At 72.7% G+C, this 22334-nt stretch carries 26 protein-coding genes; 16 read left to right on the forward strand and 10 right to left on the reverse strand.

The genetic code is table 11. The features are described 5' to 3' along the window. Nucleotides 1-82: 82 nt before the first annotated feature. From DEW08_RS18965 to DEW08_RS18995, 7 genes are all read right to left on the reverse strand, one after another. Nucleotides 83-1366, reverse strand: a complete 1284-nt coding sequence (locus tag DEW08_RS18965; RefSeq protein ID WP_109330223.1) for an NAD(P)/FAD-dependent oxidoreductase — start codon at nucleotides 1364-1366, stop codon at nucleotides 83-85. Between the two features lie 6 nt (nucleotides 1367-1372). Continuing rightward, nucleotides 1373-2608, reverse strand: coding sequence for an MFS transporter (locus DEW08_RS18970; RefSeq protein WP_181449461.1), 1236 nt, complete (start codon nucleotides 2606-2608; stop codon nucleotides 1373-1375). A gap of 41 nt (nucleotides 2609-2649) precedes the next feature. Next, nucleotides 2650-3492 (reverse strand): class I SAM-dependent methyltransferase, encoded by an 843-nt coding sequence (locus DEW08_RS18975; RefSeq protein ID WP_109330225.1) that lies wholly within the window; start codon nucleotides 3490-3492, stop codon nucleotides 2650-2652. A gap of 21 nt (nucleotides 3493-3513) precedes the next feature. After that, nucleotides 3514-4440, reverse strand: a complete 927-nt coding sequence (locus DEW08_RS18980; protein WP_109330227.1) for a PLP-dependent cysteine synthase family protein — start codon at nucleotides 4438-4440, stop codon at nucleotides 3514-3516. A gap of 92 nt (nucleotides 4441-4532) precedes the next feature. After that, nucleotides 4533-5294: an alanyl-tRNA editing protein gene (locus tag DEW08_RS18985; RefSeq protein WP_109330229.1), complete on the reverse strand. Its 762-nt coding sequence runs from the start codon at nucleotides 5292-5294 to the stop codon at nucleotides 4533-4535. A gap of 106 nt (nucleotides 5295-5400) precedes the next feature. Continuing rightward, on the reverse strand, nucleotides 5401-6030 hold the full coding sequence (locus tag DEW08_RS18990; RefSeq protein ID WP_211107271.1) for a serine O-acetyltransferase: 630 nt from the start codon (nucleotides 6028-6030) through the stop codon (nucleotides 5401-5403). 615 nt (nucleotides 6031-6645) lie between these two features. Then, nucleotides 6646-7143 (reverse strand): hemerythrin domain-containing protein, encoded by a 498-nt coding sequence (locus DEW08_RS18995; RefSeq protein WP_109330233.1) that lies wholly within the window; start codon nucleotides 7141-7143, stop codon nucleotides 6646-6648. A gap of 163 nt (nucleotides 7144-7306) precedes the next feature. On the opposite strand from DEW08_RS18995, the gene DEW08_RS19000 reads away from it, so the two are divergent. The 16 genes from DEW08_RS19000 to hemC all read left to right on the forward strand — a co-directional run bounded on the left by DEW08_RS19000 (nucleotide 7307) and on the right by hemC (nucleotide 19429). Further along, the gene (locus tag DEW08_RS19000; protein ID WP_109330235.1) at nucleotides 7307-8017 is read left to right on the forward strand and encodes a Crp/Fnr family transcriptional regulator; all 711 of its coding nucleotides are present in this window, start codon (nucleotides 7307-7309) and stop codon (nucleotides 8015-8017) included. A 101-nt stretch (nucleotides 8018-8118) separates the two neighbouring features. After that, nucleotides 8119-8508, forward strand: a complete 390-nt coding sequence (locus DEW08_RS19005) for a DUF1858 domain-containing protein (protein ID WP_109330237.1) — start codon at nucleotides 8119-8121, stop codon at nucleotides 8506-8508. After that, nucleotides 8471-8848: a metal-sulfur cluster assembly factor gene (locus DEW08_RS19010; protein ID WP_211107273.1), complete on the forward strand. Its 378-nt coding sequence runs from the start codon at nucleotides 8471-8473 to the stop codon at nucleotides 8846-8848. Before DEW08_RS19005 ends, DEW08_RS19010 begins: the two co-directional genes overlap by 38 nt. After that, nucleotides 8823-9974: a hypothetical protein gene (locus tag DEW08_RS19015; protein ID WP_211107275.1), complete on the forward strand. Its 1152-nt coding sequence runs from the start codon at nucleotides 8823-8825 to the stop codon at nucleotides 9972-9974. The genes DEW08_RS19010 and DEW08_RS19015 overlap by 26 nt, the downstream gene beginning before the upstream one ends. A 92-nt stretch (nucleotides 9975-10066) precedes the next feature. After that, entirely contained in the window at nucleotides 10067-10768 is a 702-nt protein-coding gene (locus DEW08_RS19020) for a Crp/Fnr family transcriptional regulator (RefSeq protein WP_109330241.1), read from the forward strand. 47 nt (nucleotides 10769-10815) lie between these two features. After that, entirely contained in the window at nucleotides 10816-11607 is a 792-nt protein-coding gene (locus DEW08_RS19025; RefSeq protein ID WP_109330243.1) for a cyclic nucleotide-binding domain-containing protein, read from the forward strand. 105 nt (nucleotides 11608-11712) lie between these two features. Further along, on the forward strand, nucleotides 11713-12495 hold the full coding sequence (gene cobA / locus DEW08_RS19030; RefSeq protein ID WP_109330245.1) for a uroporphyrinogen-III C-methyltransferase: 783 nt from the start codon (nucleotides 11713-11715) through the stop codon (nucleotides 12493-12495). Then, entirely contained in the window at nucleotides 12488-12874 is a 387-nt protein-coding gene (locus DEW08_RS19035; RefSeq protein WP_245986753.1) for a c-type cytochrome, read from the forward strand. Before cobA ends, DEW08_RS19035 begins: the two co-directional genes overlap by 8 nt. Then, complete coding sequence (locus DEW08_RS19040) at nucleotides 12871-14100, forward strand: cytochrome D1 domain-containing protein (protein WP_109330247.1); 1230 nt, start codon at nucleotides 12871-12873, stop codon at nucleotides 14098-14100. The genes DEW08_RS19035 and DEW08_RS19040 overlap by 4 nt, the downstream gene beginning before the upstream one ends. Beyond that, nucleotides 14097-14555: an Lrp/AsnC family transcriptional regulator gene (locus tag DEW08_RS19045; protein WP_109330249.1), complete on the forward strand. Its 459-nt coding sequence runs from the start codon at nucleotides 14097-14099 to the stop codon at nucleotides 14553-14555. The genes DEW08_RS19040 and DEW08_RS19045 overlap by 4 nt, the downstream gene beginning before the upstream one ends. Next, complete coding sequence (gene ahbB / locus DEW08_RS19050; RefSeq protein ID WP_245986755.1) at nucleotides 14543-15103, forward strand: siroheme decarboxylase subunit beta; 561 nt, start codon at nucleotides 14543-14545, stop codon at nucleotides 15101-15103. The genes DEW08_RS19045 and ahbB (DEW08_RS19050) overlap by 13 nt, the downstream gene beginning before the upstream one ends. Then, nucleotides 15100-15591, forward strand: a complete 492-nt coding sequence (locus DEW08_RS19055; RefSeq protein WP_109330254.1) for an Lrp/AsnC family transcriptional regulator — start codon at nucleotides 15100-15102, stop codon at nucleotides 15589-15591. The genes ahbB (DEW08_RS19050) and DEW08_RS19055 overlap by 4 nt, the downstream gene beginning before the upstream one ends. Then, nucleotides 15588-16112 (forward strand): siroheme decarboxylase subunit beta, encoded by a 525-nt coding sequence (ahbB, locus tag DEW08_RS19060; RefSeq protein ID WP_109330256.1) that lies wholly within the window; start codon nucleotides 15588-15590, stop codon nucleotides 16110-16112. The genes DEW08_RS19055 and ahbB (DEW08_RS19060) overlap by 4 nt, the downstream gene beginning before the upstream one ends. 30 nt (nucleotides 16113-16142) lie before the next feature. After that, nucleotides 16143-17327, forward strand: a complete 1185-nt coding sequence (nirJ, locus tag DEW08_RS19065) for a heme d1 biosynthesis radical SAM protein NirJ (RefSeq protein ID WP_109330258.1) — start codon at nucleotides 16143-16145, stop codon at nucleotides 17325-17327. Then, the gene (locus tag DEW08_RS19070; protein WP_168220425.1) at nucleotides 17324-18115 is read left to right on the forward strand and encodes a CbiX/SirB N-terminal domain-containing protein; all 792 of its coding nucleotides are present in this window, start codon (nucleotides 17324-17326) and stop codon (nucleotides 18113-18115) included. Before nirJ ends, DEW08_RS19070 begins: the two co-directional genes overlap by 4 nt. 375 nt (nucleotides 18116-18490) lie before the next feature. Next, nucleotides 18491-19429 carry a hydroxymethylbilane synthase gene (gene hemC / locus DEW08_RS19075; RefSeq protein WP_109330262.1) on the forward strand — a complete coding sequence of 313 codons (939 nt, stop codon included), beginning with the start codon at nucleotides 18491-18493 and terminating at the stop codon, nucleotides 19427-19429. Between the two features lie 18 nt (nucleotides 19430-19447). Here hemC and DEW08_RS19080 read toward each other — a convergent pair whose 3' ends face one another. The 3 genes from DEW08_RS19080 to DEW08_RS19090 all read right to left on the reverse strand — a co-directional run bounded on the left by DEW08_RS19080 (nucleotide 19448) and on the right by DEW08_RS19090 (nucleotide 22278). Then, complete coding sequence (locus DEW08_RS19080) at nucleotides 19448-20167, reverse strand: helix-turn-helix domain-containing protein (RefSeq protein ID WP_109330264.1); 720 nt, start codon at nucleotides 20165-20167, stop codon at nucleotides 19448-19450. A 237-nt stretch (nucleotides 20168-20404) separates the two neighbouring features. Then, nucleotides 20405-20728: a hypothetical protein gene (locus DEW08_RS19085; protein ID WP_245986757.1), complete on the reverse strand. Its 324-nt coding sequence runs from the start codon at nucleotides 20726-20728 to the stop codon at nucleotides 20405-20407. A gap of 98 nt (nucleotides 20729-20826) precedes the next feature. Next, nucleotides 20827-22278: an aminotransferase-like domain-containing protein gene (locus DEW08_RS19090; protein ID WP_109330266.1), complete on the reverse strand. Its 1452-nt coding sequence runs from the start codon at nucleotides 22276-22278 to the stop codon at nucleotides 20827-20829. Between the last annotated feature and the right edge of the window lie 56 nt (nucleotides 22279-22334).

Below are 22334 nucleotides of genomic sequence, written 5' to 3' on the forward strand. Positions count from 1 at the left end.
AAGCCGGGCGGCGCAATTGGAGATTGTTTCACAGGGACGGCCGCGCCGGCGGCGCCCCCGCCTCCCGCCGGCCGGGGCGGGATCACGGGAAGGTGTTGCGCCCGCGCAGCATCGCATTCCAGTAGAGGTGCGGGAAAAGACGGGTCTTGGCGATCCAGGCGCTGCGACGGGGCTTCGTGCTGTCCCACGGCAGGGAGGGCATCAGCTTGCCATTGTAGCCGAATTCGGCGAGCACCACCTTGCCGTGCTCGACGGTCAGGGGACAGGATCCGTACCCGTCATAGACGGCACAGGGGCTTCGCCCGTCCAGCACCGACAGCACGTTGAGGACCACGACCGGCGCCTGTCTGCGCACGGCGGCGGCGGTTTTCGCGTTGGGTGCCGAGCATGCGTCGCCCAATCCGAAGATCGTCCCGTAGCGGGTGTGCTGCAGGGTGTGGTGGTCGACCTCCACCCACCCCGCGGCGTTGACCAGCGGGCTGGCGCGCACCGCGTCCGGCGTCGTCTGCGGCGGGGTCACGTGAAGGAGATCGAAGCTCTCCTCCCGCAGGGAGACGGCGCCGCCGTCGCCCCGGACCTCGAACCAGGCCTTGCGCGCCGGACCATCGACCTTTCTCAGGACGGACTGGAAGGTGATCCGGGCGCCGTAGCGCCGGACATAGCCTTCCAGGCTGGGGACATAGTCCGGAACACCGAACAGCACCGCGTTGGCGTTGTGGAACCGGACGTCGATGGCGTCGAGCACCCCCCGCCTCTCCCACGTGCTGCAGGACAGGTAGAGCGCCTTTTGCGGTGCGCCGGCGCATTTGATCGGCATCTCGGGCTGGGTGAACAGCGCCCGCCCTCCGCGCAGCGCGCGCACCAGCGCCCAGGTGTAGGGCGCCGTGTCGATCCGGTAGTTGGAGGTGACGCCGTTGCGCCCCAGGGTCTCGGCGAGCCCTTCGATGGCGGTCCAGTCCAGCTTGATGCCGGTGCAGACGACCAGCACCCGGTAGCGGATGCGGTCGCCGCCCTGCAGAACCACCGTGGCGTGTTCCGGCTCGAAGGCGGTTGCCGTGTTCCGGATCCAGGTCACGCCGTCCGGAAGCAGGGCCGCCTGCGGCCGCACGGTGCGCCGCACGTCCAGGACGCCGGCGCCGACCAGCGTCCATCCCGGCTGGTAATGGTGTTCGGCCCTCGGCTCGACCATGACGATCGAACAGTCCGGGCGCCGGCGCCGCAGGCCGGCCGCCACGGCGACGCCGGCACAGCCGCCGCCGACGACGAGCACGTCGCAGGAGATCGTGGGCGCCCGTCCCGCCGCGCGGCCGGGTGCGGGATGGCCGGCGCAGGGCGCCGCGCCGTCCCCGGAAGCGATCCTGTCCATGCCGCGTCACGCCGACTGGAGTTGCGGGGCCCGTGCCACGGCCGGGGTCTCGCGGATCGGCAGGTTCAGCAGCGCCGCCGCAAAGGCGAGCACGACATCGGCATACCACATCCAGTCGAAGCTCCCGAACCGCGCGACGGCCAGGCCGCCGAGCCAGGCGCCGAGGAACCCGCCGATCTGGTGGAACATCAGCGCCATGCCGAACAGGGTGCCGATCCGGCTGCTCCCGAACAGCTTGGCGATCACGCCGATGGTCGGCGGCACCGTCGCGAGCCAGGTCAGCCCCAGCCCCGCCGCGAAGATGTAGAAGGTGAGCTCGTCCTTCGGCCCGACGAGGTAGAGCGAGACGAAGAGCCCGCGCAGGCCGTAGATCCAGAACAGGATGTACCTGTTCTCGAAACGCTGGCTGAGGAGCCCGGCCAGAAAGCTGCCCGCGATGTTGGTCAGTCCGATGATGGACAGCGCCCAGCTGGCGACGCTCGCGGACTGGCCGCAGAGCCGGACCTCGCCCGGCATGTGGGTCATCAGGAAGGCGATGTGGAAGCCGCAGGTGAAGAAGCCGGCCGTGAGCAGGAGATAGCTCGGAACCGTCAGGGCGTGGCGGATGGACGCCAGGGCGCCCCCGCCGGCCCCCGGCAGCAGGTCGCCGCCCGCCTCCCCGCCGGCCTCCCGCGGCTGTCCGCGCAGGGCCAGCGCCAGGGGCAGCGCGGCCAGGGCCACGGCCGCCAGCGACCACATCGCGCCCGCCCATCCCAGCACGACGATCAGCTTCTGCGTCACCGGCGGAAACAGGAACTGGCCGATGGATCCGCCGGTGCTGATGACGTTCGCCGCCATCGGCCGCTTCGCCGCCGGCAGCCGCCGGGCGGTGGCGCCGATCAGGACCGAGAAGCTGCCGATCCCGGTGCCGACCGCCGGCAGGATGCCGAGCGCCAGGACGACCGCCCACACGCCGTCGACCAGCGGCAGCATGGCGTTGCCCAGCACCAGGAGAAGCATCCCGGCCGCGAGCACCCGCCCGGCCCCGTAACGGTCGGCCGCCGCGCCGGCGACCGGCTGGATCGCGCCCCAGATGAACTGGGCCATCGCCAGGGCGAGGCTGATGACGGAAATGTCGAGCCCGGTCGCGAAGATCAGATCGGGGACGAACAGGCCCATCGTCTGCCGCGATCCCATGGTGACGAGCATCACGGTTCCCGCCGCCACCGCGACCATGCTCCAGCGCGCCGTGTCTGTGGCCATGATCCCCGTTCCCTTCACTGCCGGTGCATGACGGTGCGGCATCACAGCCGCCGCGCGGCGACCACGTGGGCCGCCATCGGAATGCGGATGACGCCGTCGCGCAGGTACCGCCTCTCGACGTCCGCCGCCATGTCGCTGCGGATGCGCCGGGCGGTCGCCTCGTCCTGCTCGCGCAGCCGCGCGCCCGACCGGACCGACGCGGTGTGCTCGGCCCAGTAGAGGTGGTCGGCGCTGGGAACCTGCCAGTCGACGCGGACGGTGCGGGTCGAGACGCTCTCCGCATCGAAGCCGTTCGAGCGCAGCAGCCCGATCCGGGCGCGGTCGTCGCACAGTTCGAGGTAGGACGGCCCCCGCGGCACCCGGCTGTCCCGCGCGGCGTGGGCGTCGAGCGCGCGTTCCAGGACGCCGGCCCCTTCGTTCAGCGCGCCGTCGGCCCAGATGGTCAGGGCGAGCCGCCCCCCCGGCCGCAGCACGCGCGCGATCTCGGAGAAGGCCCGCTGGAGGTCGGCGAAATGCTGGACGCCGAAATTCACCACGGCGGCGTCGAACTCCCCGTCCTCCAGCGGCAGGCGATGGACGTCGCCCTGGAGAAACCTGACCTCCGGATAGCGCGCCCGCGCCCGGTCGATCATGCTCGCGGAGAAGTCGAGCCCCGTCGCGGCGGCTCCGCCGGAGCGCGCGGCGTCCGCCGCATAGCCGAGGCCGGTCGCGAGGTCGAGAAGACGCACCCCGTCCAGCGGGGCGACGGCCTCGATGAGGGCCGGAACGAAGGCGTTGGTCAGGCCTTCCCAGCAGTCGCCGTAAAGCCCGGAAACGGACTCCCAGCCGTCATGTTCGAACCGGTGGAACTCCTTGAGTTCATCCGGCAGGAAATCGAGCGTCATGCAAAGATCCCGGAATTATCGTCAGTGTTTGAAGTACCACAGCCCATGGTCGTAGATGATCGCCAGGATCTTGTGCGTCTTGGTGGCCCGGTGCGACAGCGACTGCGCGACGTGCAGGCACGCGGCGGAGCTGTTGCCGACGAAGTATCCGGTGCGGGCCGCGAACTCCCGCTGGGTCGCGGCCATCTCCTCGGCGCTGACGGGGGCCGCATGGCTGACCATGCTCCAGTCGACCATGGGCGGCGCCACCCCGACGGACGCCCCTTCCAGACGGTGGTCGACGAAGACGCCGTTGCGCGAATCGCATCCCGCGGGCTCCACCAGCACCACCTCGACGTCGTAGCCGGCCGTCCGCAGCGCGCGCGCGACGCCCGACAGGCAGGCGCCGGTGCCGGCGCAGGAGACGAAGGTCAGCGACGTCACCTCGTCCCGCGCGGCGAGCTGGCCGGCGATCTCCGGTCCGGTCTCGAACTCGTGCGCCGCCAGACTGGCCGGATTGTTGAACTGGTCGGTGTAATGGTACTGCCTGCCCAGCTCCTTGCCCCTGGCCAGGTGCCACTCCACCACCTCGCGCGGGGTGGCGCCGGCCTCCAGCATCGGGATGCCGATGAGCCTGGCCCCGAACATCTCCAGGCAGCGGCGCTTGACCGGACTGAAGCCGAGGCCCACCGCCAGCTCGACCGGCACGCCGATGTCGCGGCAGGCGACGGCCAGGCCGAAGCCGAAGTTGCCCCCGGTCTTCTCGATCACCGTGGTGACGCCGGGAACGATCTCGCCCCGGTCGAGCGCCCGCTGAACGATGTGCCTCGCGGCACGGACCTTGTGGCTGCCTCCCGGATTGTTGCATTCCAGCTTGACGAGCACCCCGGGGAGCAATTCGAGGAGTGGCGTCGCGACGGGCGCGGCCGTCGGCCGGCCCGTCGGCGGATTCTGTTCGACTGCGCGCATTCGCGGCCTTCCCTATCGCGATCGATGGCGTCGGCACGGCCCCGCACCGGCCATCGCGGCCCGGAGCCGGTGCCGGGGAACCGAGGGTCTGCTCAGTGGTATCGGCCCAGGTCGTAGCGGGCCTCGGCGAAGCTGCAGGAGATGCGCTCCTTGCCGGCGCCGAGGTTCTTTCTCTTCACCTGCAGCGGCCCGACCGCCCGGGTGTTGTCGAGGTGCGTTCCGCCGCAGGGGATGACATGCCCCTCGCATTCCCAGTAGCGGGCGTCCGGGACGGTGTCGTGGGAGTAGGTCCTGATGTCGCTCGCCCGCTCGACGAAGCCGTTGGCGAGGGTCTCGATGGTCCTGATCTCGGTCTCCGTGAAGCGGTCCCGGACCCGGAAGTCGAACCGGGCGCCGTCCGGCTTGATGTGGCATCCGATCACGTCGAGGTCGGCGCGCACCATGCCGATGGCGATATAGAGGAGGTGCGAGGCGGTGTGGCTCAGCGACAGCCGGCTGCGCCGGTCGGCGTCGATCTCGATTTCGGCGGCCTCGCCGGCGGCGAGACGGCTCAACGCGGCGACGTCGTCCGGATGGACGATGTGCTGGATCACCCCGCCGGCCTCGATGTCGGGGACGTCCGGCAGGTTGACGGGGCTGCCGTAGAGCTTCCGCGCGCCGATGAACCGCAGGACCTCGCCGCCGGCCGTGCGGATGACGCCGCAATCGGCCTCCTGCCCGCCGCCCTCGGGATAGGCGACCGTCGCGTCCAGCTCGACATGGTCGGCGCCGGTCTTGACCACGGCGGCCGTGCAGCGCTTCCGGTAGGCATCCTCGTAGTAGAGCTTGCGGGTGGCTCGGCTGAGCATCGTCATCTGGTCGATCCTGGTTTTCTGGGAACAATCGGGAAAGCCGGTCCGGTGCCCGGCGCCCGGAGTGGGCGGCCCGGGGGCAGGCGGGCGGGCGGGCGGCTGCGGCCGGTCAGCCCTGTATCGGTCCCGGCGCGGCCGGCCGCGCGGCGGGCATCTGGAAGACGCCGCGCTCGGTGCGGGTGATCTGGAGCGCCGTCTTCAGCATGACGGTCGAGCCCGAGGGGATGTCCTCCTTGATCACGCAGTGCGGCCCGATGAAGACGTCGTCGCCGATGGTGACCGGGCCGAAGATCCGGGAGAAGGCGCCGATCTGGACGCGGTTGCCGATGGTCGGATGCCGCTTCGCCGCGGGGTTGCCGGCGATGCCGGTCGCCCCGAGCGTGACGCTGCCGAGCACGTAGCAGTCGTCGCCGATCCGGGTGGTCTCGCCGATCACGGTTCCATAGCCGTGGTCGAGGATGAAGCGCAGGCCGATGCTGCAGCGGTGGTGGATTTCCGCCCCCGACAGCAGCTTTCCCCGGCAGGAGATCAGGTGCGCGTTGGCGTCGAGCTCTTCCGCCGTCGCCAGATCCCGGCATTCCGGAGAGGTCGCCAGCGCGTGCGCCAGCCGGTAGTGCAGCACGGCCCGGTAGGAGGAATAGGCGTGGGCGACCCGGTGGGAATCATTGTTCGCCGCGGGATCCTTCTTCGTGAAGACATCCAGGTCGCCGCAGGCGACGTTGACGACGGACTCGAACACCCTGTGTGAAATCACGCCTTTCGTGAAGGCCGGAGTACAGCAGTCGTACAGAGCCGCTTGCAGCAAGTTTCTGATGGATTCTTCCATTAAGCGCCTCGCCGATGAAGGGTTTCGGTATGCCGCCGGAAAATATATCAATCGAATTCATCAAGTCTTTTGGCGGCCACACCAAAGTATGATGGAAATCAAAATCTCATTCGATTGTGTTTCATATAATTGTATGTCGCCTCTGCAAGGATATTTCATTTCCCTTATGTATCGATAAATTATGCAGGTGTGACGCCAGCGCAAAGGAAATTTTCCAATAAGCCACGACATGCGACAAAAACGCGCATTTTCTTCTGCAGGGAAGTAATTTTCTTGCTGAGCATGGAATGGCCGGCGGGGCGCCGGACCCGGGGCTTGCGTGCTCCCCGGCAGGGGGCAGCCGCTATTGTCCCCCGGAGGGGATTGGCGGGCGCGGGGGGCACGCGGCCCGGAAGACGGCCCGGCACGCCGCCCGGAAGACGGTCAGGAAGAGGGGATGGGCATCGTCTTCGGGCATGCCGCTGTCCTGGGGCCGGAGCCCCCCGGGCAGGGCGCGGTTCGACCGCCGGCGCGCGCCGGCCTGTTGGATCAGGCGGACGCCTGCGCGTCGGCGAGCTGCGCGTCCTGCTCCGGCGTCAGCACCTCGTCCACCGCGGCGAGCAGGCTGCCCTCCTCCTTCTGGATATGCAGGACGAGGCCGTCGACCAGCTCCCGGCCGAAATAGCGGAAGACCGGCCAGGTCTCCTCGTCGAACCCCTCGCGCAGGGCGAGGTCGCACAGCCGGGCGAGGCGGCGGGCCAGCGGCAGCAGCGTCTGGTGGTCGGCGTCGAGGTCGGCCGTCAGCTCATAGGCGCCGGCGGCGGCGATCCGCGGGAACAGCGCCTCCTCCAGCGCGAAATGACGCTCCAGCTCGCGGCCAAGCTCGGGCGACAGGTCGGCCAGCAGCTTGCGGGCGTCCGGCTCGTCGCAGGCCGGCGGGCGGTCCTCCCCGGTGAGGACGAGGAAGCGGTCGAGCGCGTTCAGCAGGTCGATGGCGCGGTGATGGTCCTCGTGCAGGAGCTGGCCGGTCCGGCTGTCGGCGTGCATGGGGGTGGCTTTCTCGCTTGCGGTCGGAAGAGACGTCGGCCGCACCATAGGTGCTTCGCGGCGAAAAGTCGTTGCGCCAGCGCAATCATTGCCCTCCGGCCCGTCCCGTCCCGGGGGCGCCCCTTGCTTGTCGCCGGCGGGGGAGTGGCGTAGAGGTTGGGCCATGACCATCGCTCCCGATCCCGCCGTCCTCCATGGCATGCCGCTGTTCGCCGGGCTCGACGCCGCGGCGCTGGCCGACGTGGTCCGTCAGGCGCGGACCGCCCGCATTCCCAAGGGGGCGCAGATCTTCGCCCAGGGCGACGAGGGGGCGGGCGGCCACGCGCTGATCGACGGGCGGGTGAAGATCGTCCAGACCGGGGCGGAGGGGCAGCAGGTCGTCATCCGCTTCATCGGGCCGGGGGAGATGTTCGGCACGCTGGCGATGTTCATGGGCGGTGTCTATCCGGCGGGCGCCGTCGCCGTGGCCGACTGCGTCGAGATCCGCTGGACGCCCGCCGCCATGACGGCACTGATGGAGCGGCATCCGCGCATCGCGCTGAACGCGCTCGGGATCATCGGCGGCCGGCTGGCCGAGGTGCAGGACCGGCTGCGGGAGCTGTCGACCCAGCGGGTGGAGCGGCGCATCGCCCATGCCCTGCTGCGGCTGGTCCGGCAGGCCGGGCGGCGGGTGGAGGCGGGGGTGGAGATCGGCTTCCCGCTGTCGCGCCAGGATCTGGCGGAGATGACCGGCACCACGCTCCACACCGTCAGCCGCACCCTGTCGGCCTGGGAGGCGCAGGGGCTGGTGGAGAGCGGGCGCCAGCATGTGGTGATCCGCAAGCCGCACGCCCTGGTCGCCATCGCCGAGGATCTGCCGCCGGCCTCCCGCTGACGCCTGCCCGCCGCCGCCCGCCTGCTTGCGCCGGCGCAAAGTCGCCGGACGGGCCCCGGCCTATCCTGGCGCCGGTTGGATCGCAGGATGGAGCCCTTCCCATGGCCGCGGACCCTTCGCCGCCCCGTCCCGACGCCGTGCCGTCCGCCGACGAGGCGGCCGCCCGGATGACCGTCGGCGAGCTGTTGCGGCAACGGCCGGCGCTGGTCGCCGTCTTCGTCAGGCGCCGCATGGCCTGCCCCGGCTGCGCCATGGCCCCCTTCATGACGCTGGGCGAGGTGGCGGACGCCTACGGCCTGCCGGTCGGCGCCCTGCTGTCCGACCTGGGGCTGGCGGGTGCCACCCATTCTCCCGCCCATTCGCCTGAAAGCTTGCGCGGGATCAAAGAGCCGGCCGGCCCCGCGCCGCATCATGCCCATTGCCCGCCGCGGCGGCGGGAGGTGGAGGGCAGCAATGGCAATGCCGGAATTCCTGAACCGCTGGACCCGTAAGGCCGCCGACGCCAACGGCCGGCCGCCCCGTCCGGCCCCGGAGACTCCCGGGGAGATCGTCCGCGAGGCGCTGCGCACCGTGCTGGATCCGGAGGTCGGCGTGAATATCGTCGATCTCGGCCTCGTCTACGCCGTCGAGGCGACGGAGGAGCGCGTGCGGACCGACATCACCCTGACGACCCCGACCTGCCCGCTGGGCGAGACGGTCGCCGAGGATGCGCGGGCGGCGATCCGGCAGGCGCTGCCCGGCGTGCGCGACCTCAGCGTCCGGCTGGTGTGGGAGCCGGCCTGGACCCCTGCGATGATGAGCGACGATGCACGCCGGCAGCTCGGCTGGTGATCCGGCCGCCGCATCGGCTCCGGCTCCGGTGACCCGGTCCCTGCCGGTGCGGCTGGGCCGGGCGCCGCTGCTGGCGCTCGCCGCGCTCTCCATGCTGGCGGGCGTCGCCGGGGGGCTGGCGCGGCTGGGGGTGGCGCTGCCGGGACCGGCCGCCGACCTGACCCTGCATCACGGCCCGCTGATGGTGGCCGGCCTGTTCGGCACGGTCATCGGGCTGGAACGCGCCGTCGCCGCCGGCGCGCGCTGGACCTTCCTCGGTCCCCTCGCCTCCGGCCTCGCCGGGCTGCTCCTGGTGGCCGGCGGTCCGGTGGGGGTGGCGGCGGGCCTGTTCGCGCTGGCCGGACTCGTGATGCTGGCGGGCGGTCTCGTCATGGCCGTGCGTCATCCGGCGCTGCACACGGCGGTGCTGGCGGGCGGCGGCGCCTGCTGGCTGGCCGGCAACCTCGTCTGGCTGGCGGGGCGTCCGCTGGCCGAGGCGGTGCCCTGGTGGATCGGCTTCCTCGTCCTGGTCATCGCCGGCGAACGGCTGGAACTGAGCCGCCTGCTGAAGCCGCCGCCGGGGCGGACGGCGCTGTTCCTCGCCGCCGCCGCCCTGCTTGCCGGCGGGATCGTGCTGTCGTCCCTGGACCGGGCGGGGGAGCTGGCGCCGGTCGGGCCGGGGCTGCTGGCGCTGGCGGCCTGGCTGCTGCGCTACGACATCGCCCGCCGGACGGTGCGGCAGGGCGGCCTCGTCCGCTATGTCGCCGTCTGCCTGCTCGGCGGCTATGGCTGGCTGGCGGCCGGCGGCCTGCTCGCCCTCTCGGATGCCGCCTTCGCGCGGGACGCCGCGCTGCATGCGGTCTTCCTCGGCTTCGTGCTGACCATGGTGTTCGCCCATGCGCCGATCATCCTGCCGGCCCTGCTGAAGGTGACGGTGCCCTACCGGCCGCTCTTCTACCTGCATGTCGCGATCCTGCACGGTTCGCTGGCGCTGCGGCTGCTGGCGGACCTGACGGACCGGGTCGAGCTGCGGGCCTGCGGCGGCCTCGGCAACGCCCTCGCGATCCTGGTCTTTGCGGCTATGACCGTGGCCTCGGCCGTCCGGGGTAGGACAGCCGGTCGCAGGGGGCCGCCCTCCGCGCCTTGACCACAGTCAAGTGAGCGGGAAGCACCCTTGGGTAGCGTGGCCGGGCGATTCCACCCCCTGCGCCTGCGCGCCGAGCCCGAGGGTCGATCCCGATGGACCTGAATGTCGCCTATCATGTGGCGAACGCCCCGGCCTTCACCCTGCTGCCGGAGGAGGACCGCCGCCGCCTCGTCTCCTACAGCGCGCTGCGCGGCTTCGCCGCCGGGGATCTGCTGGTGCCCGCCGACTCGCCGGCGCAGGAGTTCCTGCTCCTGCTGACGGGAAGCGCCGTGCTGGGCCGCTCGGGCGAGGGGAAGGGGCAGGAGATCTGCTGCACCGGCGACCTGATCGGCTTCGAGGCCGTGCTCGACGGCGGGACCCACGTCGCCGACGCGCGGGCGCTGACCGAGGGGCTGGCGCTCGGCGTGCCGGCGGAGCCCTTCCGCGACCATCTCGCCGCCCGCTTCGACGTGATGCTGGGGCTGCTGGCCGCGACCTCCGCCCGCATGCGCGCGACCGTCCACGAGATCACCGAGATCAAGCTGCTCTCGACCACCCGGAGGCTGGCCAGCTTCCTGCTGGGGCTGGCCAGGGCCCAGACCGGCCCGGCCGCGCGCGGGCCGCAGCGCATCCTGCTGCCCTGCGAGAAGCACATGCTGGCGGAGCGGCTGGGCATGCAGCCGGAAAGCCTGTCGCGGGCCTTCGCCAAGCTGCGCGGCATCGGGGTGACGACGCGGCGCGACCAGGCGGTGGCGATCGCCAGCCTGGAAGAGCTGACGCACTTCTGCGGCGACCCCGACGGGACGTCGCAGTGATACCGGCCGAACCAGAGAGCCGGGCCAGTGGAAGGAGGAAGGGTGTCATGGGTTGCACCGCCAGTGTGTGCATGGTGCGGGATGCCGGGTTGCCGACCGGGCGCTGCCGCGGCCGGGCCTGCCGCAGCCGCCGGCTGGACCCGCAGTCGGTCCTCGGCCTGCCGATGTTCGAGGGGCTGCCGGCCGAGCAGGTGCAGCAGCTCCTCTCCGGCGCGCAGGTCGGCGTCTTCCCGCCGCGCACCTCGCTGTTCGACGCCGGCTCCAGGGCCGACGCCTTCTACATCCTGCTGCGCGGCCGGGTGAAGCTGTTCGCGCTGACCGAGGACGGCAAGGAGAGCATCGTCGAGATCATCCATCCCGTCAGCACCTTCGCCGAGGCCGCCATGTTCGCCAGCGGCAACTACCCGGTCAGCGCCGGGACGATCGAGGAGGCCGACCTGGTGCGGGTGCGCGCCCGGCCCTTCCTCGCCTGCCTGCGGAACAACCCGGAGCTCGCGCGCCGCATCCTCGCAGCGCTATGCCGCTGGAACCGCCGGCTGAACGGCGAGCTGCGCGCGCTGAAGGAACTGACGCCGATCCGCCGGCTGGCCGGCTTCCTGCTGACCCTCGCCCCCGACGGCGAGGGGGAGGCGGTGATCGAGCTGCCGCTGAAGAAGGCCGTCATCGCCAGCCGCCTCGGCATGGAGCCGGAGAGCCTGTCGCGGGCGCTGGCGCGGCTGCGCGACGTCGGCGTCAGCTCGCGCGGGCGGACGGTGGAGGTCGCCTGCCTGGAGACGCTGCGCGCCTTCTACGCCAGCGAGCGGCCGGCCGGCGCCCAGGGGATGGCGCGATCGACCTGACCGAAGCCTCGACATAACCAAAGTCAAGGATGCGCCGGCCGCCCGGCGGCAGGCTGGCGAACAGACGGGAATCCCCCCGCAGTCTCACATCCGGTGGAACCATCCATGACGGTTGGACGGGTATTTCTGGTGGGTGCCGGTCCGGGCGATCCCGACCTGCTCACCGTCAAGGCGCGGCGGCTGATCGAGGCGGCGGACACCGTCGTCTACGACCGGCTGGTCGGGGCGGGCGTGCTGGATCTGGTGCCGCGGCGGGCCGAGCGCATCTTCGTCGGCAAGGAGCCGCGCCGCCACGCCGTCCCGCAGGAGGAGATCAACGGGCTGCTCTGCCGGCTGGCGCTGGCCGGGCGGCAGGTGGTCCGGCTGAAGGGCGGCGATCCCTACATCTTCGGCCGCGGCAGCGAGGAGGCCCTGGCCGCCGCCGCCGCCGGCATCCCCTTCGAGATCGTGCCCGGCGTCACCGCCGCCTGCGGCTGCGGCGCCTATGCCGGTATCCCGCTGACCCACCGCGGGCTTGCCACCGGCGTGCGCTTCGTCACCGGCCATTGCCGCGGCGACGAGGAGCTGGACCTCAACTGGGCGAGCCTCGCCGACCCGCAGACGACGCTGGTCTTCTACATGGCGCTGATGAACCTGGGCGAGATCCGGCACCGGCTGGTCGCCGCCGGCCTGCCGGCCGCCACCCCGGTCGCCATCGTGTCGAACGGCACGACCGACGCGCAGGTGATGCTGACCGCCACGCTGGCCGACGTCGTGGAGCGCGTGGCCGAACGGCCGCTGCCGTCGCCCTGCCTGACCATCATCGGGCAGGTGGTCGCGCTGGCGCCGCAGCTCGCCTGGACGGCCGCCGCCGCGGCCCCGCCGGTGGCGGAGGCCGTCGGTGCGTAGCCGCCTGCCGCTGCTGGCCGGGGCCGTGGTGCTGCTGGCCGCCGCCGTCCAGGCGGGGGAGCCGCCGCCAAGCCCGGATCCGTCGCGTCCGGAGATGTCCGCCGCCCGGCGGGCGGAGCTCGGCCGGATGCTGGTGCATGACTGCGGCTCCTGCCACGGCTTGACGATGAAGGGCGGGCTCGGCGCGCCGCTGCTGCCGGAGGGGCTGGCCGGCAAGGATCCCGACGCGCTGGCGCAGCTCGTGCTGGAGGGCATCGCGGGGACGCCGATGCCGCCCTGGGCGCCGCTGCTGTCGCGGGACGAGGCGCGCTGGATGATCGACCAACTGCGCGAGGGCCGGCTACGCGAGGGCCGGCTGCGCGAGGGGAAACGGGAATGACCGGACGGATGTCCATGATGCGCGGCGCGCTGCTCGGGCTGATTCTCGGCGCGCTGCCCGCCGCCTCCTTCTTCGCCTCCGCCGTCTCCGCGGCGGAGCTGCGCGGCACCGGCGATCTCGGCATCGTCGTGGAGCGGGCGGCCGGCCGGGTGATGGTGGTGGAGAACAGCCACCGCCGGACGCTGGCCTCGGTGGAGGGGCTGGGCGACCTCAGCCATGCCTCCGCCGTCTTCTCCCGCGATGCGCGCTATGCCTTCGTCTTCGGGCGCGACGGCGGCCTCAGCAAGGTCGATCTCCTGACCGCGACCGTGGTGAAGCGCGTCCAGCAGGCCGGCAACAGCATCGGCGGCGCCATCTCCGAGGACGGGCGGCTGGTGGCGGTGGCGAACTACGAGCCGGGCGGCGTGCGCGTCTTCGACGCCGACAGCCTGGATCCCGTCGCCGACATCCCCGCGGAATACGGCCCGGCCGGCGAGGCCGGCGCCGCCCGGCCGCGGTCGAAGGTGGTCGGGCTGGAGGATGCGCCGGGCAACCGCTTCGTCTTCAGCCTCTACGATGCCGGGGAGATCTGGATCGCCGATCTCTCCGATCCCGCCGCCCCGGCGGTGCGCAAGTTCACGGGCATCGGGCGCCAGCCCTACGACGCGCTGGTGACGCCCGACGGCCGCCACTACATCGCCGGCCTGTTCGGCGAGGACGGGCTGGCCGTGCTCGACCTGTGGAACCCGGACAAGGGGGTGCGGCGGGTGCTCGACGGCTACGGCCGCGGCGAGCAGCCGCTGCCCGTCTACAAGATGCCGCACCTGGAAGGCTGGGGATTCGCCGACGGCAAGGTCTTCCTGCCCGCCATCGGCCGGCACGAGGTGCTGGTGGTCGACGCGACGACCTGGCAGGAGGTCGGGCGCATCGCCGTCGCCGGCCAGCCGGTCTTCGTCATGGCGCGGCCGGACGGGCGGCAGATCTGGGTGAACTTCGCGCTGCCCGACAATCATCTCGTCCAGGTGCTCGACGTGCCCTCGCTGGCGGTCGCCGCCACCCTCACCCCCGGCAAGGGCGTGCTGCACATGGAGTTCACGCCGCGCGGCGAGCAGGTGTGGGTGTCGGTGCGCGACCTCGACACCGTGCGGATCTACGACACCGGCAGCCTGCGGGAGGTCTCGACCCTGCCCGCCGACAAGCCGAGCGGCATCTTCTTCACCGCCCGCGCGCACAGGATCGGGCTATGACCGCGCCGGACCCGCTCGACCGCCAGCTTCTCGACCGCTTCCAGCGGGACTTCCCCCTCGACCCGCGCCCCTACGCCCGCATCGCCGAGCGGCTCGGCTGCGGCGAGGCGGAGGTGCTGGACCGCCTGGCGCGGCTGACGGACTCCGGGGCGATCGGACGCATCGGCGTCACGCTGCGCCCCAACACGGTGGGGGCGAGCACGCTGGCGGCCCTGGATGTCCCGCCCGGCCGGCTGGAGGCGGTCGCCGCCGCGGTCAGCGCGGTGGAGGAGGTCAACCACAACTACCAGCGCGAGGGCAGCCCGAACCTGTGGTTCGTGGTGACGGCGCCGACCCGGCCGCGGCTGGACGCGGCGCTGGAACGCATCGCCGCGGAGACCGGCCTGCCCGTGCTCGACCTGCCGATGGAGGCGGGATACCACCTCGACCTGGGATTCGCGCTATGGGATCGATGAGGGCCGATGGAGCGGTTGCGGATCCGGCGGCTGCGGATCCTGCAATCGATGATCCTGCAGTCGATGCCGGGCGCCTCCTGCACCGGCTGCGCCGCGGCCTGCCGCTGGTCGAGCGGCCCTATGCCGCCATCGCCGGCGAGCTCGGAATCGGCGAGCAGGATGTCCTGCGCGCCCTGGCGCATCTCATCGAGGCCGGGGCGGTCGGCCGCTTCGGCGTCATCGTCGATCACCAGGCGCTCGGCTACACCGCCAACGCCATGGTGGTGTGGGACGTCCCGGCGGAGCGGATCGACGAGGCCGGCCGGCGGATCGCCGCCTGCGGCGGCGTCTCGCTCTGCTATCGCCGCACGCCGCGGCCCCCCGTATGGCCCTATGCCCTCTACACCATGATCCACGGCCGCAGCCGCGACGAGGTCGCCGGGCGCGTGCAGCGCATCGCCGCCCGCTGCGGGCTGGAGGAGGCGGACCGCCGCATCCTCTTCACCGTGCGCCGCTTCAAGCAGACCGCCGGCTGCTATGGCCGCACCGAGGGGGGAGGGCAGCGATGACCGCCACCACCAACACCGCCGCCGCCAACACCGCCGCCGAAACGCTCGACGCGGTCGACCGCGCCCTGGTCAACCGCCTGCAGGACGGCATCGCGGTGGAACGGCGTCCCTTCGCCGGCATCGCCGCCGACCTCGCCCTGTCGGAGGAGGAGGTGGCCGGCCGGGTGGCGGCGCTGGTCGGGCGGGGCGTGCTCAGCCGCTTCGGGCCGATGGTCCATGCCGAACGGCTGGGCGGCGGCCTCACCCTGGCCGCCCTGGCGGTGCCGGCCGACGACTTCGACCGCGTCGCCGCAATCGTCAACGGCTTTCCGGAGGTCGCGCACAATTACGCCCGGCAGCATGCGCTGAACATGTGGTTCGTCGTGGCGACCGAACGGCCGGACCGCGTGGATACGGTGCTGCGGGCCATCGCGCAGGCGACCGGCCTGCCGGTGCGCAACTTCCCCAAGCTTGCCGAATATACGCTGGATCTGAGGTTCCGGGCATGACCGCAGGACCGACCGCACAATTGCCGGCAGAGCCGCCCGCCGACCGGCTTGACGACACCGACCGCCGGCTGATCCGCGCGACCCAGGCCGGTCTGCCGGCCGGTCCGGCCCCCTTCGACACCGTCGCCGACGACCTCGGCCTGCCGGTGGCGGAGGTGCTGGAGCGGTTCCGCCGGCTGCTGGCCGCCGGCGTCATCCGCCGCATCGCCGCGGTGCCCAACCACTACCGCCTCGGCTACACTGCCAACGGCATGAGCGTGTGGGAGGTGCCGGCCGACCGGGTGGACGAGGCCGGGCGGCAGTTCGCCGCCCTTCCCTGGGTCAGCCACTGCTACCGCCGGCCGGCCGATCCGCCCGACTGGCCCTACACCCTCTTCGCCATGGTCCATGCCCGGAGCCGCGGCGAGGTGGAGGCCCTGGTGGCGGAGATGGCCGCCTTCCTGGGCGACCGCTGCCGCAGCCATGCCGTGCTCTACAGCACCCGCATCCTGAAGAAGACCGGGTTCCGCCTGACCGCCTGAGGCCCGGCCCCGGCGAAGGAGACCGCCAGCATGTTCCGTCTCAGCCAGTTCATGCACGACCTCGCCGCACCGGAACCTGCCGCATCGGGCCGCCGCCCGCCGGCCGGCACCGGCGGCCCGATGGGGCAGGCTCCGGTGGTGATCTGGAACCTCGTGCGCCGCTGCAACCTCGGCTGCCTGCACTGCTACTCCTTCTCCGCCGACCACGACTTCCCGGGCGAGCTGACGACGGCGGAGGCCTTCGCCGTGCTCGATGACCTCCACCTCTCCGGGGTGCGGGTGCTGATCCTGTCGGGGGGCGAGCCGATGATGCGGCCGGACCTGCCGCGCATCGCCGCGCGGGCGAAGGCGATGGGCTTCTATGTCGGGCTGTCGACCAACGGCACGCTGATCGACGAGCGGCGCATCGGCGAGGTGGCGGAGGTCGGCTACGACTATGTCGGCATCAGCCTGGACGGCATGGAGGAGACGCACGACCGCTTCCGCCGCCGCGCCGGCGCCTTCGCCGAGGCGTTGCGCGGCATCCGCCTGTGCCGGGAGGCCGGCCTGCGCGTCGGCATCCGCCTGACCCTGACCGAGACGACGGCGCGCGACCTGCCGGCGCTGATCGGCTTGATGGATCGCGAGTCCATCGACAAATTCTATCTCTCGCACCTGAACTATGCCGGGCGCGGCGACGTAAACAGGCGTGCCGATGCATTGAAGGCGACGACGCGAGGGGTGATGGAGCAGCTGTTCGATCTGGCGCTGAGCGATGTCCGCTCCGGCCGCCGGCGGGAAATCGTGACCGGCAACAACGACGCCGACGGCGTCTACCTGCTGTGGTGGGCGCGGCAGCGCTTCCCGGAGAAGCTGCCGGCGCTGCAGGCGCGGCTGCGCCGCTGGGGCGGCAACGCCTCCGGCGTCGGGATCGCCAACATCGACACGCAGGGCGACGTCCACCCCGACACCATGTGGGGCCACCACCGGCTGGGCAATGTCCGCTACCGCTCCTTCGGCGCCATCTGGAACGACCTCGGCGACCCGCTGATGGCGGTGCTGAAGACCCGGCCGCGTCCGGTCAAGGGCCGCTGCGCCGGCTGCGCCCATCTCGCCATCTGCAACGGCAACACGCGCATCCGCGCGGAAAAGACGACCGGGGACACCTGGGCGGAGGATCCCGGCTGCTACCTGAGCGACGCCGAGACGGCGCCGCTGCCGGAGACGGTGCAGTGACCCGGCTGCCGCCGGACCGCGCGCCGGCCGCCGATACCGGACTCCTCCTCTTCGCCCACGGCACGCCCGACGGCAGCGGCGGCACCATCGCCGCGGCGGTGGCGGCGGCCCTGACGGCGCGCGGCCGTTTCGCGGAGGTGGCGGCCTGCTTCTCCCGCCAGTCGCCGTCCCCGGCCGCCGCCCTGGCGGCCATGCGCTCGCCGCGGGTTCTGGTGGCGCCCCTGCTGACCTGCCGCGGCGGGCTGGCGACCCGCGTCCTGCCCGCGCTGCTCGCCGAGGCCGGGCAGCCGGAACGCTGGTCGATCCTGCCGCCGCTCGGCGAACTGCCGGACATCGCCGGCATCGCCCGCGACCTCGTGCAGGCGGCGTTGGCCGGCACCGGCCTGTCGCCCGGCGACGTCGCCGTCCTGGTCGCCGGCCATGGCAGCTCCCGCGACTCCGCCTCCCGCGCGGCGACGGAGGCGCTGGCGCGGACGCTCGCGTCGTCGGGCGGCTATGGCGGCGTCGGCACCGTCTTCCTCAGCGAGGAGCCGGTCGCCTCCGACTGGCGCCGGGTCACGGCGGCGCAGCGGGTGGTGGTGGTCCCCTTCCTGCTGTCCGGCGGCAACCACGAGGAGCACGATTTGCCGGCCCTGCTGCGCGAGGGCGGCGGCGGTCTCGACGGCCGCGAGATCGACGGCCGCCGCCTCTGGCTGACCCCGGCGATGGGCCGCCATCCCGCCATTCCGGCCCTGGTCGAGGCGGCGGCGCTCGCCGCCGCGGACGCACCGGAGCCGCAGGACCGTTGATCCAACGGCCTTGCCGCGTGCCGCCGCTCCCGCTACTCTTTCTCCCGACACCACCCGACCCATGTCCGCAGTCGGCAGGCGCCCTCTCCCGTGGAGGCGGCGCGTTGATCCGCATTGTGCATCCCCTGCACAACGGCGGTATACGAATGGGTCGGCCAAACTGTTGACCGACAAGGAAAAATGACGGAACGACCCATTGTGCAGCGGAAACACTCTGCACAATGCGCCCAACGCCGCACCTCCGGCGCGGACGCCGGGAACCACCGGCGCGGCCGCGGACTTGACCGTCATCAAACGAATCGGACGTGGGATCGGTGACGATGGGGCGTCGCCGGGACGCAGGGTTCCGGCCGCCCGCAAGAAGGAGTTCCCCGAATGCCCCCGGTCCGGATCGGTACGCGCGGCAGCCCCCTGGCGCTGGCGCAGGCCCATGAGGTGCGCGGCCGGCTGGTCGAGGCCTTTGCGCATCTGGCCGAACCGGGCGCCGTCGAGATCGTGGTCATCAGCACCACCGGCGACCGCATCCTCGACCGCACGCTGGCTGCGGCCGGCGGCAAGGGCCTCTTCACCAAGGAGATCGAGGAGGCCTTGCAGGACGGCCGCATCGACCTCGCGGTCCACTCCATGAAGGACGTGCCGACCCGCCTGCCCGAGGGGATGGAGATCGCCGCCCTGCTGCCGCGGGAGGACCCGCGCGACGTGCTGATCTCCCGCTGCGGCGGCGGGCTGGACGATCTGCCGGCGGGGGCCGTGGTCGGGACGGCGGGGCTCCGCCGCCAGGCGCAGGTGCTGGAGCGGCGGCCCGACCTCAGGGTGGTGCCGCTGCGCGGCAATGTGCAGACCCGGCTGTCGCGGATGGCGGCGGGGGAGGTGGATGCGACCCTGCTGGCGCTGGCCGGCCTCCGCCGCCTCGGCCTCACCGACCCCATCGCCCCCACGCTGGCGGTGGGCGTGCTGGAGGTGGAGGAGATGCTGCCGGCGGTCGCCCAGGGCGCCATCGGGATCGAGATCCGTTCGGCCGACAGCGCCACCCGCCGGCTGGTGGAGCGGCTGGACTGCGTCGACACGGCGTGCCGGGTAACGGCGGAGCGTGCCTTCCTCGCCGCCCTCGACGGCTCCTGCCGCACGCCGATCGCCGGCCTTGCGGTGCTGGAGGACGGGCAACTGACGCTGTCGGGCAAGGTGCTGTCGCCGGACGGCCGCACCGGCTTCGCCATCCGCCGCAGCGCCCCGCGCAGCGACGCCGCCCGGCTGGGGACCGAGGCGGGGATGGAGATCGCGGCCCGGCTGCCGCCCGGCTTCCTCTGCGTCTGACGGAGCGGGAGCCGGCCGTCACTCGGTGGCGGCCGGCCGGGGCGGACGGTCGGCCAGCAGCCGGCTCTCGCAGGCGGCGGCCAGCGTGGCGACGTCGCCGATGCGGACGAGGTCGCTGCGCGTCGTGGTGACGCCGAGCGGCCGCAGCCGGGCGAACATGCGCGACAGGCTCTCCGGATTGACCCCCAGCACGGCGGCGATGGTCCGCTTCTCGTAGGGCAGGCGGATGGTCGCCGGCCCCTCATGCTGGGCGGCGAGCGACAGCAGGAAGGCGACCAGCCGGTCGATGGGCGGCGTGCCGCGCAGCTCGGCATTCTCCAGCCGCAGCGAGCGGAGCAGGCGCGAGGTGCCCTCCAGCACCGCGAAGGCCATGGCGGCGCTCTCGGCGACATGGCGGTGGAAGGGCTCGCCCAGCACGGCGACCGCCGCGACCTCGTCCAGCGCGCGGGCGGCGGCGGCATGGGGGGCGCCGTCCAGCACCGTCTCCAGCCCCACCACGTCCCCGGCCGACAGGACGGCCATCATCCGCTCGCGCTCCGCCGAGGCGGGGGTGGTCAGCTCGACATGGCCGTGGACGAGGATGAAGAACTGCCGGTCCCGGCCCTGGGCGCCGGGCAGCCGGTCGCCCGGCCGGAAGGCGGCGAGCCTCGCATAGCCGCCCAGCCGGTCCAGGTCGGCCTGCGGCACGCTGCGCAGCAGCGCGCAGGCCCCGAGCGCGTTGACGAGCGTAACATCCATCCCGCGAGCCCCGATGCGAGGGAAAACAGCAGGATGACGCTAACCGTCGCCGCTTCCGGGCGACCTTGATGTTGGTCAAGACGCCGGCGGCGGCAGCGGTTCCACTCGCCGTGACTTGCCGGCTGCTCGCCGATGCCTGGGCAGGGGGCCTGTTTGTCCTGCGGGCCATTCACCGGCGCGGCGGTGCTCCCTGCCGGACGTCTATGCCGATCGGACTAACCCTGCGGGGCCGCCGGATCAGAACCCGCCGTCGCCGGCCGGGCCGCCGATCAGGTTCAGCGGGCAGTGGCAGGTCGGGCAGCTCAGCCGCGCCAGCAGGGCGGAGCGTTCCTCCGCCGTCAGGCCGGCGCCGGCGACGCGGACGGCCTCGTCGATCAGGCGGCGGTGGTAGGCGGTGGCGCCGCAGCCCTGGTCCAGGGCGCCCCTCATGTCGTCGGTCGGCAGCATCTGCAGGGCGGCGGCCGGTCCGGGCAGGCCGGCAACGGTCCCGCCGACGGTCCCGCCGATGGCGAGGGCGCCGAAGCCACGCAGGAAACGGCGACGGTCGGCAAGGGATGCCATGGCTCCTCCTGGTACGTCCTGGTGTCCGGGTCCCGGCGCCCGGCCGGTCCGGCGGACCATAGCACGCTGCCGCGCCCCGGCCTAGATGACGACCCGGCCTAGATGACCACCCCCGCCATCGCCGGGGTCTGGTCCAGCGCGTCGGCCAGGATGCCCAGCATGCGCCGGGTCTCCTCGCGGCCGTTGGGGGCGCCCAGGCAGATGCGCAGGGCCTCCGGCGGCGCCCCCGGCCCCGGGGCCGATCCCGGCCCGGCCACCGCGAAGGCGTCGCTCGGGACCGCCGCGATGCCGTGGGCGTGCAGGTGGGTGGCGAACTCCCCGCGCGTCCAGGGCGGCGGCAGGCGGAGCCACAGGTGGAAGCCCTCGGGATGCGCCAGCGCGTGCCCGGCCGGCAGCAGGGCGGCCGCCAGGCGCTGGCGGGCCGCCGCCTCGGTCCGGATGGCGTCCAGCATCAGCCCGGCGGTCCCGTCCTCGACCCAGCGGGTGGCGACGGCGGCGAGCAGCGGCGGGGTGGCCAGCACGGTCGCCCGCTGCGCCCCGGCCAGCCGCGCCGCCTGCCGGGCGTCGGGGGCGGCGACATAGGTGATGCGCAGTCCCGGCGCCACGCATTTGGCGAGCCCGGCCAGATGGAAGGTCATGTCGGGCGCCAGCGCCGCGATGGGCGGCTCCGCCGCCGTCGGCAGGACGCCGTAGATGTCGTCCTCGATGACCGGCACGCCGTGCTCGCGCGCCAGGGCGGCGACGGCCTGCCGGCGCTCGGCATCCATCGTGGCGGTGGTCGGGTTGTGCAGGGTCGGCGTGCAGTAGAGCGCCTTCGGCCGGTGGCGGCGGAAAGCCTCGCGCAGCGCGTCGGGATCGAGCCCGCGCTCGTCGAGCGGAACCCCGGCCACGGTCAGGCCGAGCTGCCGCGCCGCCGCCTTGAAGCCGGGATAGGTCAGGGCCTCGGCACAGACGGTGTCGCCGGGCCGCGCCAGCAGGGTCAGCAGCGCCAGCAGCGCGCTCTGCGTGCCGGGGCAGACCACCAGCCGCTCCGCCGTCAGGCCGGGCAGGCGGCGGCCCAGCCAGCGCAGCCCGGCGGCGCGGTCGCGGGACCCCGCCGCCATGTCGGGATAGCGCAGCAGGCTGCGCAGGTCCGCCTCGGCCGCCGCCTGCACCATGCCCCGGCGCACCCGATCCAGCAGCTCGGGCTGTTCGGGCAGCGGCGGCTGGTTCATCGTCATGTCGATGAAGCCGCCGTCCTCGGCGCGCTCCGCCGCGGCCGTGGCCGTGGCAATGGCCGTCGCCGCGGGGCTGTCCGCAGCCCGCACGAAGGTGCCCTGGCCCACCCGCGCGTCGAGCAGGCCGCGCCGCCGCGCCTCGGCATAGGCGCGGCTGATGGTGGTGAAGTCCAGGCCGAGCTGGCCGGCGAGCGTGCGCTGCGGCGGCAGCCGCTGCCCCGGCACCAGCCGCCCGTCGCGGATGTCCTCGGCGATGCGGTCCGCGATGGCGAGATAGACCGGCTTGTCCTTGCCGGCGATGTCAGGAAGCCAAGCCGTCCGTCCCGATTGCATCTCTTCGTCCCTGTCGGCCCCGCACCCTCTTATGGCCGCGCCGGACGGGCCATGCA

The sequence above is a fragment of the Azospirillum thermophilum genome, from assembly GCF_003130795.1.
Lineage (GTDB): Bacteria > Pseudomonadota > Alphaproteobacteria > Azospirillales > Azospirillaceae > Azospirillum > Azospirillum thermophilum.

Coding starts and splice junctions, on each gene's coding strand:
- DEW08_RS18965 (WP_109330223.1), bottom strand. CDS start 1,366: ATGGACAGGATCGCTTCCGGGGACGGCGCGGCGCCCTGCGCCGGCCAT.
- DEW08_RS18970 (WP_181449461.1), bottom strand. CDS start 2,608: ATGGCCACAGACACGGCGCGCTGGAGCATGGTCGCGGTGGCGGCGGGA.
- DEW08_RS18975 (WP_109330225.1), bottom strand. CDS start 3,492: ATGACGCTCGATTTCCTGCCGGATGAACTCAAGGAGTTCCACCGGTTC.
- DEW08_RS18980 (WP_109330227.1), bottom strand. CDS start 4,440: ATGCGCGCAGTCGAACAGAATCCGCCGACGGGCCGGCCGACGGCCGCG.
- DEW08_RS18985 (WP_109330229.1), bottom strand. CDS start 5,294: ATGACGATGCTCAGCCGAGCCACCCGCAAGCTCTACTACGAGGATGCC.
- DEW08_RS18995 (WP_109330233.1), bottom strand. CDS start 7,143: ATGCACGCCGACAGCCGGACCGGCCAGCTCCTGCACGAGGACCATCAC.
- DEW08_RS19000 (WP_109330235.1), top strand. CDS start 7,307: ATGACCATCGCTCCCGATCCCGCCGTCCTCCATGGCATGCCGCTGTTC.
- DEW08_RS19005 (WP_109330237.1), top strand. CDS start 8,119: ATGGCCGCGGACCCTTCGCCGCCCCGTCCCGACGCCGTGCCGTCCGCC.
- DEW08_RS19010 (WP_211107273.1), top strand. CDS start 8,471: ATGGCAATGCCGGAATTCCTGAACCGCTGGACCCGTAAGGCCGCCGAC.
- DEW08_RS19015 (WP_211107275.1), top strand. CDS start 8,823: ATGCACGCCGGCAGCTCGGCTGGTGATCCGGCCGCCGCATCGGCTCCG.
- DEW08_RS19020 (WP_109330241.1), top strand. CDS start 10,067: ATGGACCTGAATGTCGCCTATCATGTGGCGAACGCCCCGGCCTTCACC.
- DEW08_RS19025 (WP_109330243.1), top strand. CDS start 10,816: ATGGGTTGCACCGCCAGTGTGTGCATGGTGCGGGATGCCGGGTTGCCG.
- cobA (WP_109330245.1), top strand. CDS start 11,713: ATGACGGTTGGACGGGTATTTCTGGTGGGTGCCGGTCCGGGCGATCCC.
- DEW08_RS19040 (WP_109330247.1), top strand. CDS start 12,871: ATGACCGGACGGATGTCCATGATGCGCGGCGCGCTGCTCGGGCTGATT.
- DEW08_RS19045 (WP_109330249.1), top strand. CDS start 14,097: ATGACCGCGCCGGACCCGCTCGACCGCCAGCTTCTCGACCGCTTCCAG.
- ahbB (WP_245986755.1), top strand. CDS start 14,543: ATGGGATCGATGAGGGCCGATGGAGCGGTTGCGGATCCGGCGGCTGCG.
- DEW08_RS19055 (WP_109330254.1), top strand. CDS start 15,100: ATGACCGCCACCACCAACACCGCCGCCGCCAACACCGCCGCCGAAACG.
- ahbB (WP_109330256.1), top strand. CDS start 15,588: ATGACCGCAGGACCGACCGCACAATTGCCGGCAGAGCCGCCCGCCGAC.
- nirJ (WP_109330258.1), top strand. CDS start 16,143: ATGTTCCGTCTCAGCCAGTTCATGCACGACCTCGCCGCACCGGAACCT.
- hemC (WP_109330262.1), top strand. CDS start 18,491: ATGCCCCCGGTCCGGATCGGTACGCGCGGCAGCCCCCTGGCGCTGGCG.
- DEW08_RS19080 (WP_109330264.1), bottom strand. CDS start 20,167: ATGGATGTTACGCTCGTCAACGCGCTCGGGGCCTGCGCGCTGCTGCGC.
- DEW08_RS19085 (WP_245986757.1), bottom strand. CDS start 20,728: ATGGCATCCCTTGCCGACCGTCGCCGTTTCCTGCGTGGCTTCGGCGCC.
- DEW08_RS19090 (WP_109330266.1), bottom strand. CDS start 22,278: ATGCAATCGGGACGGACGGCTTGGCTTCCTGACATCGCCGGCAAGGAC.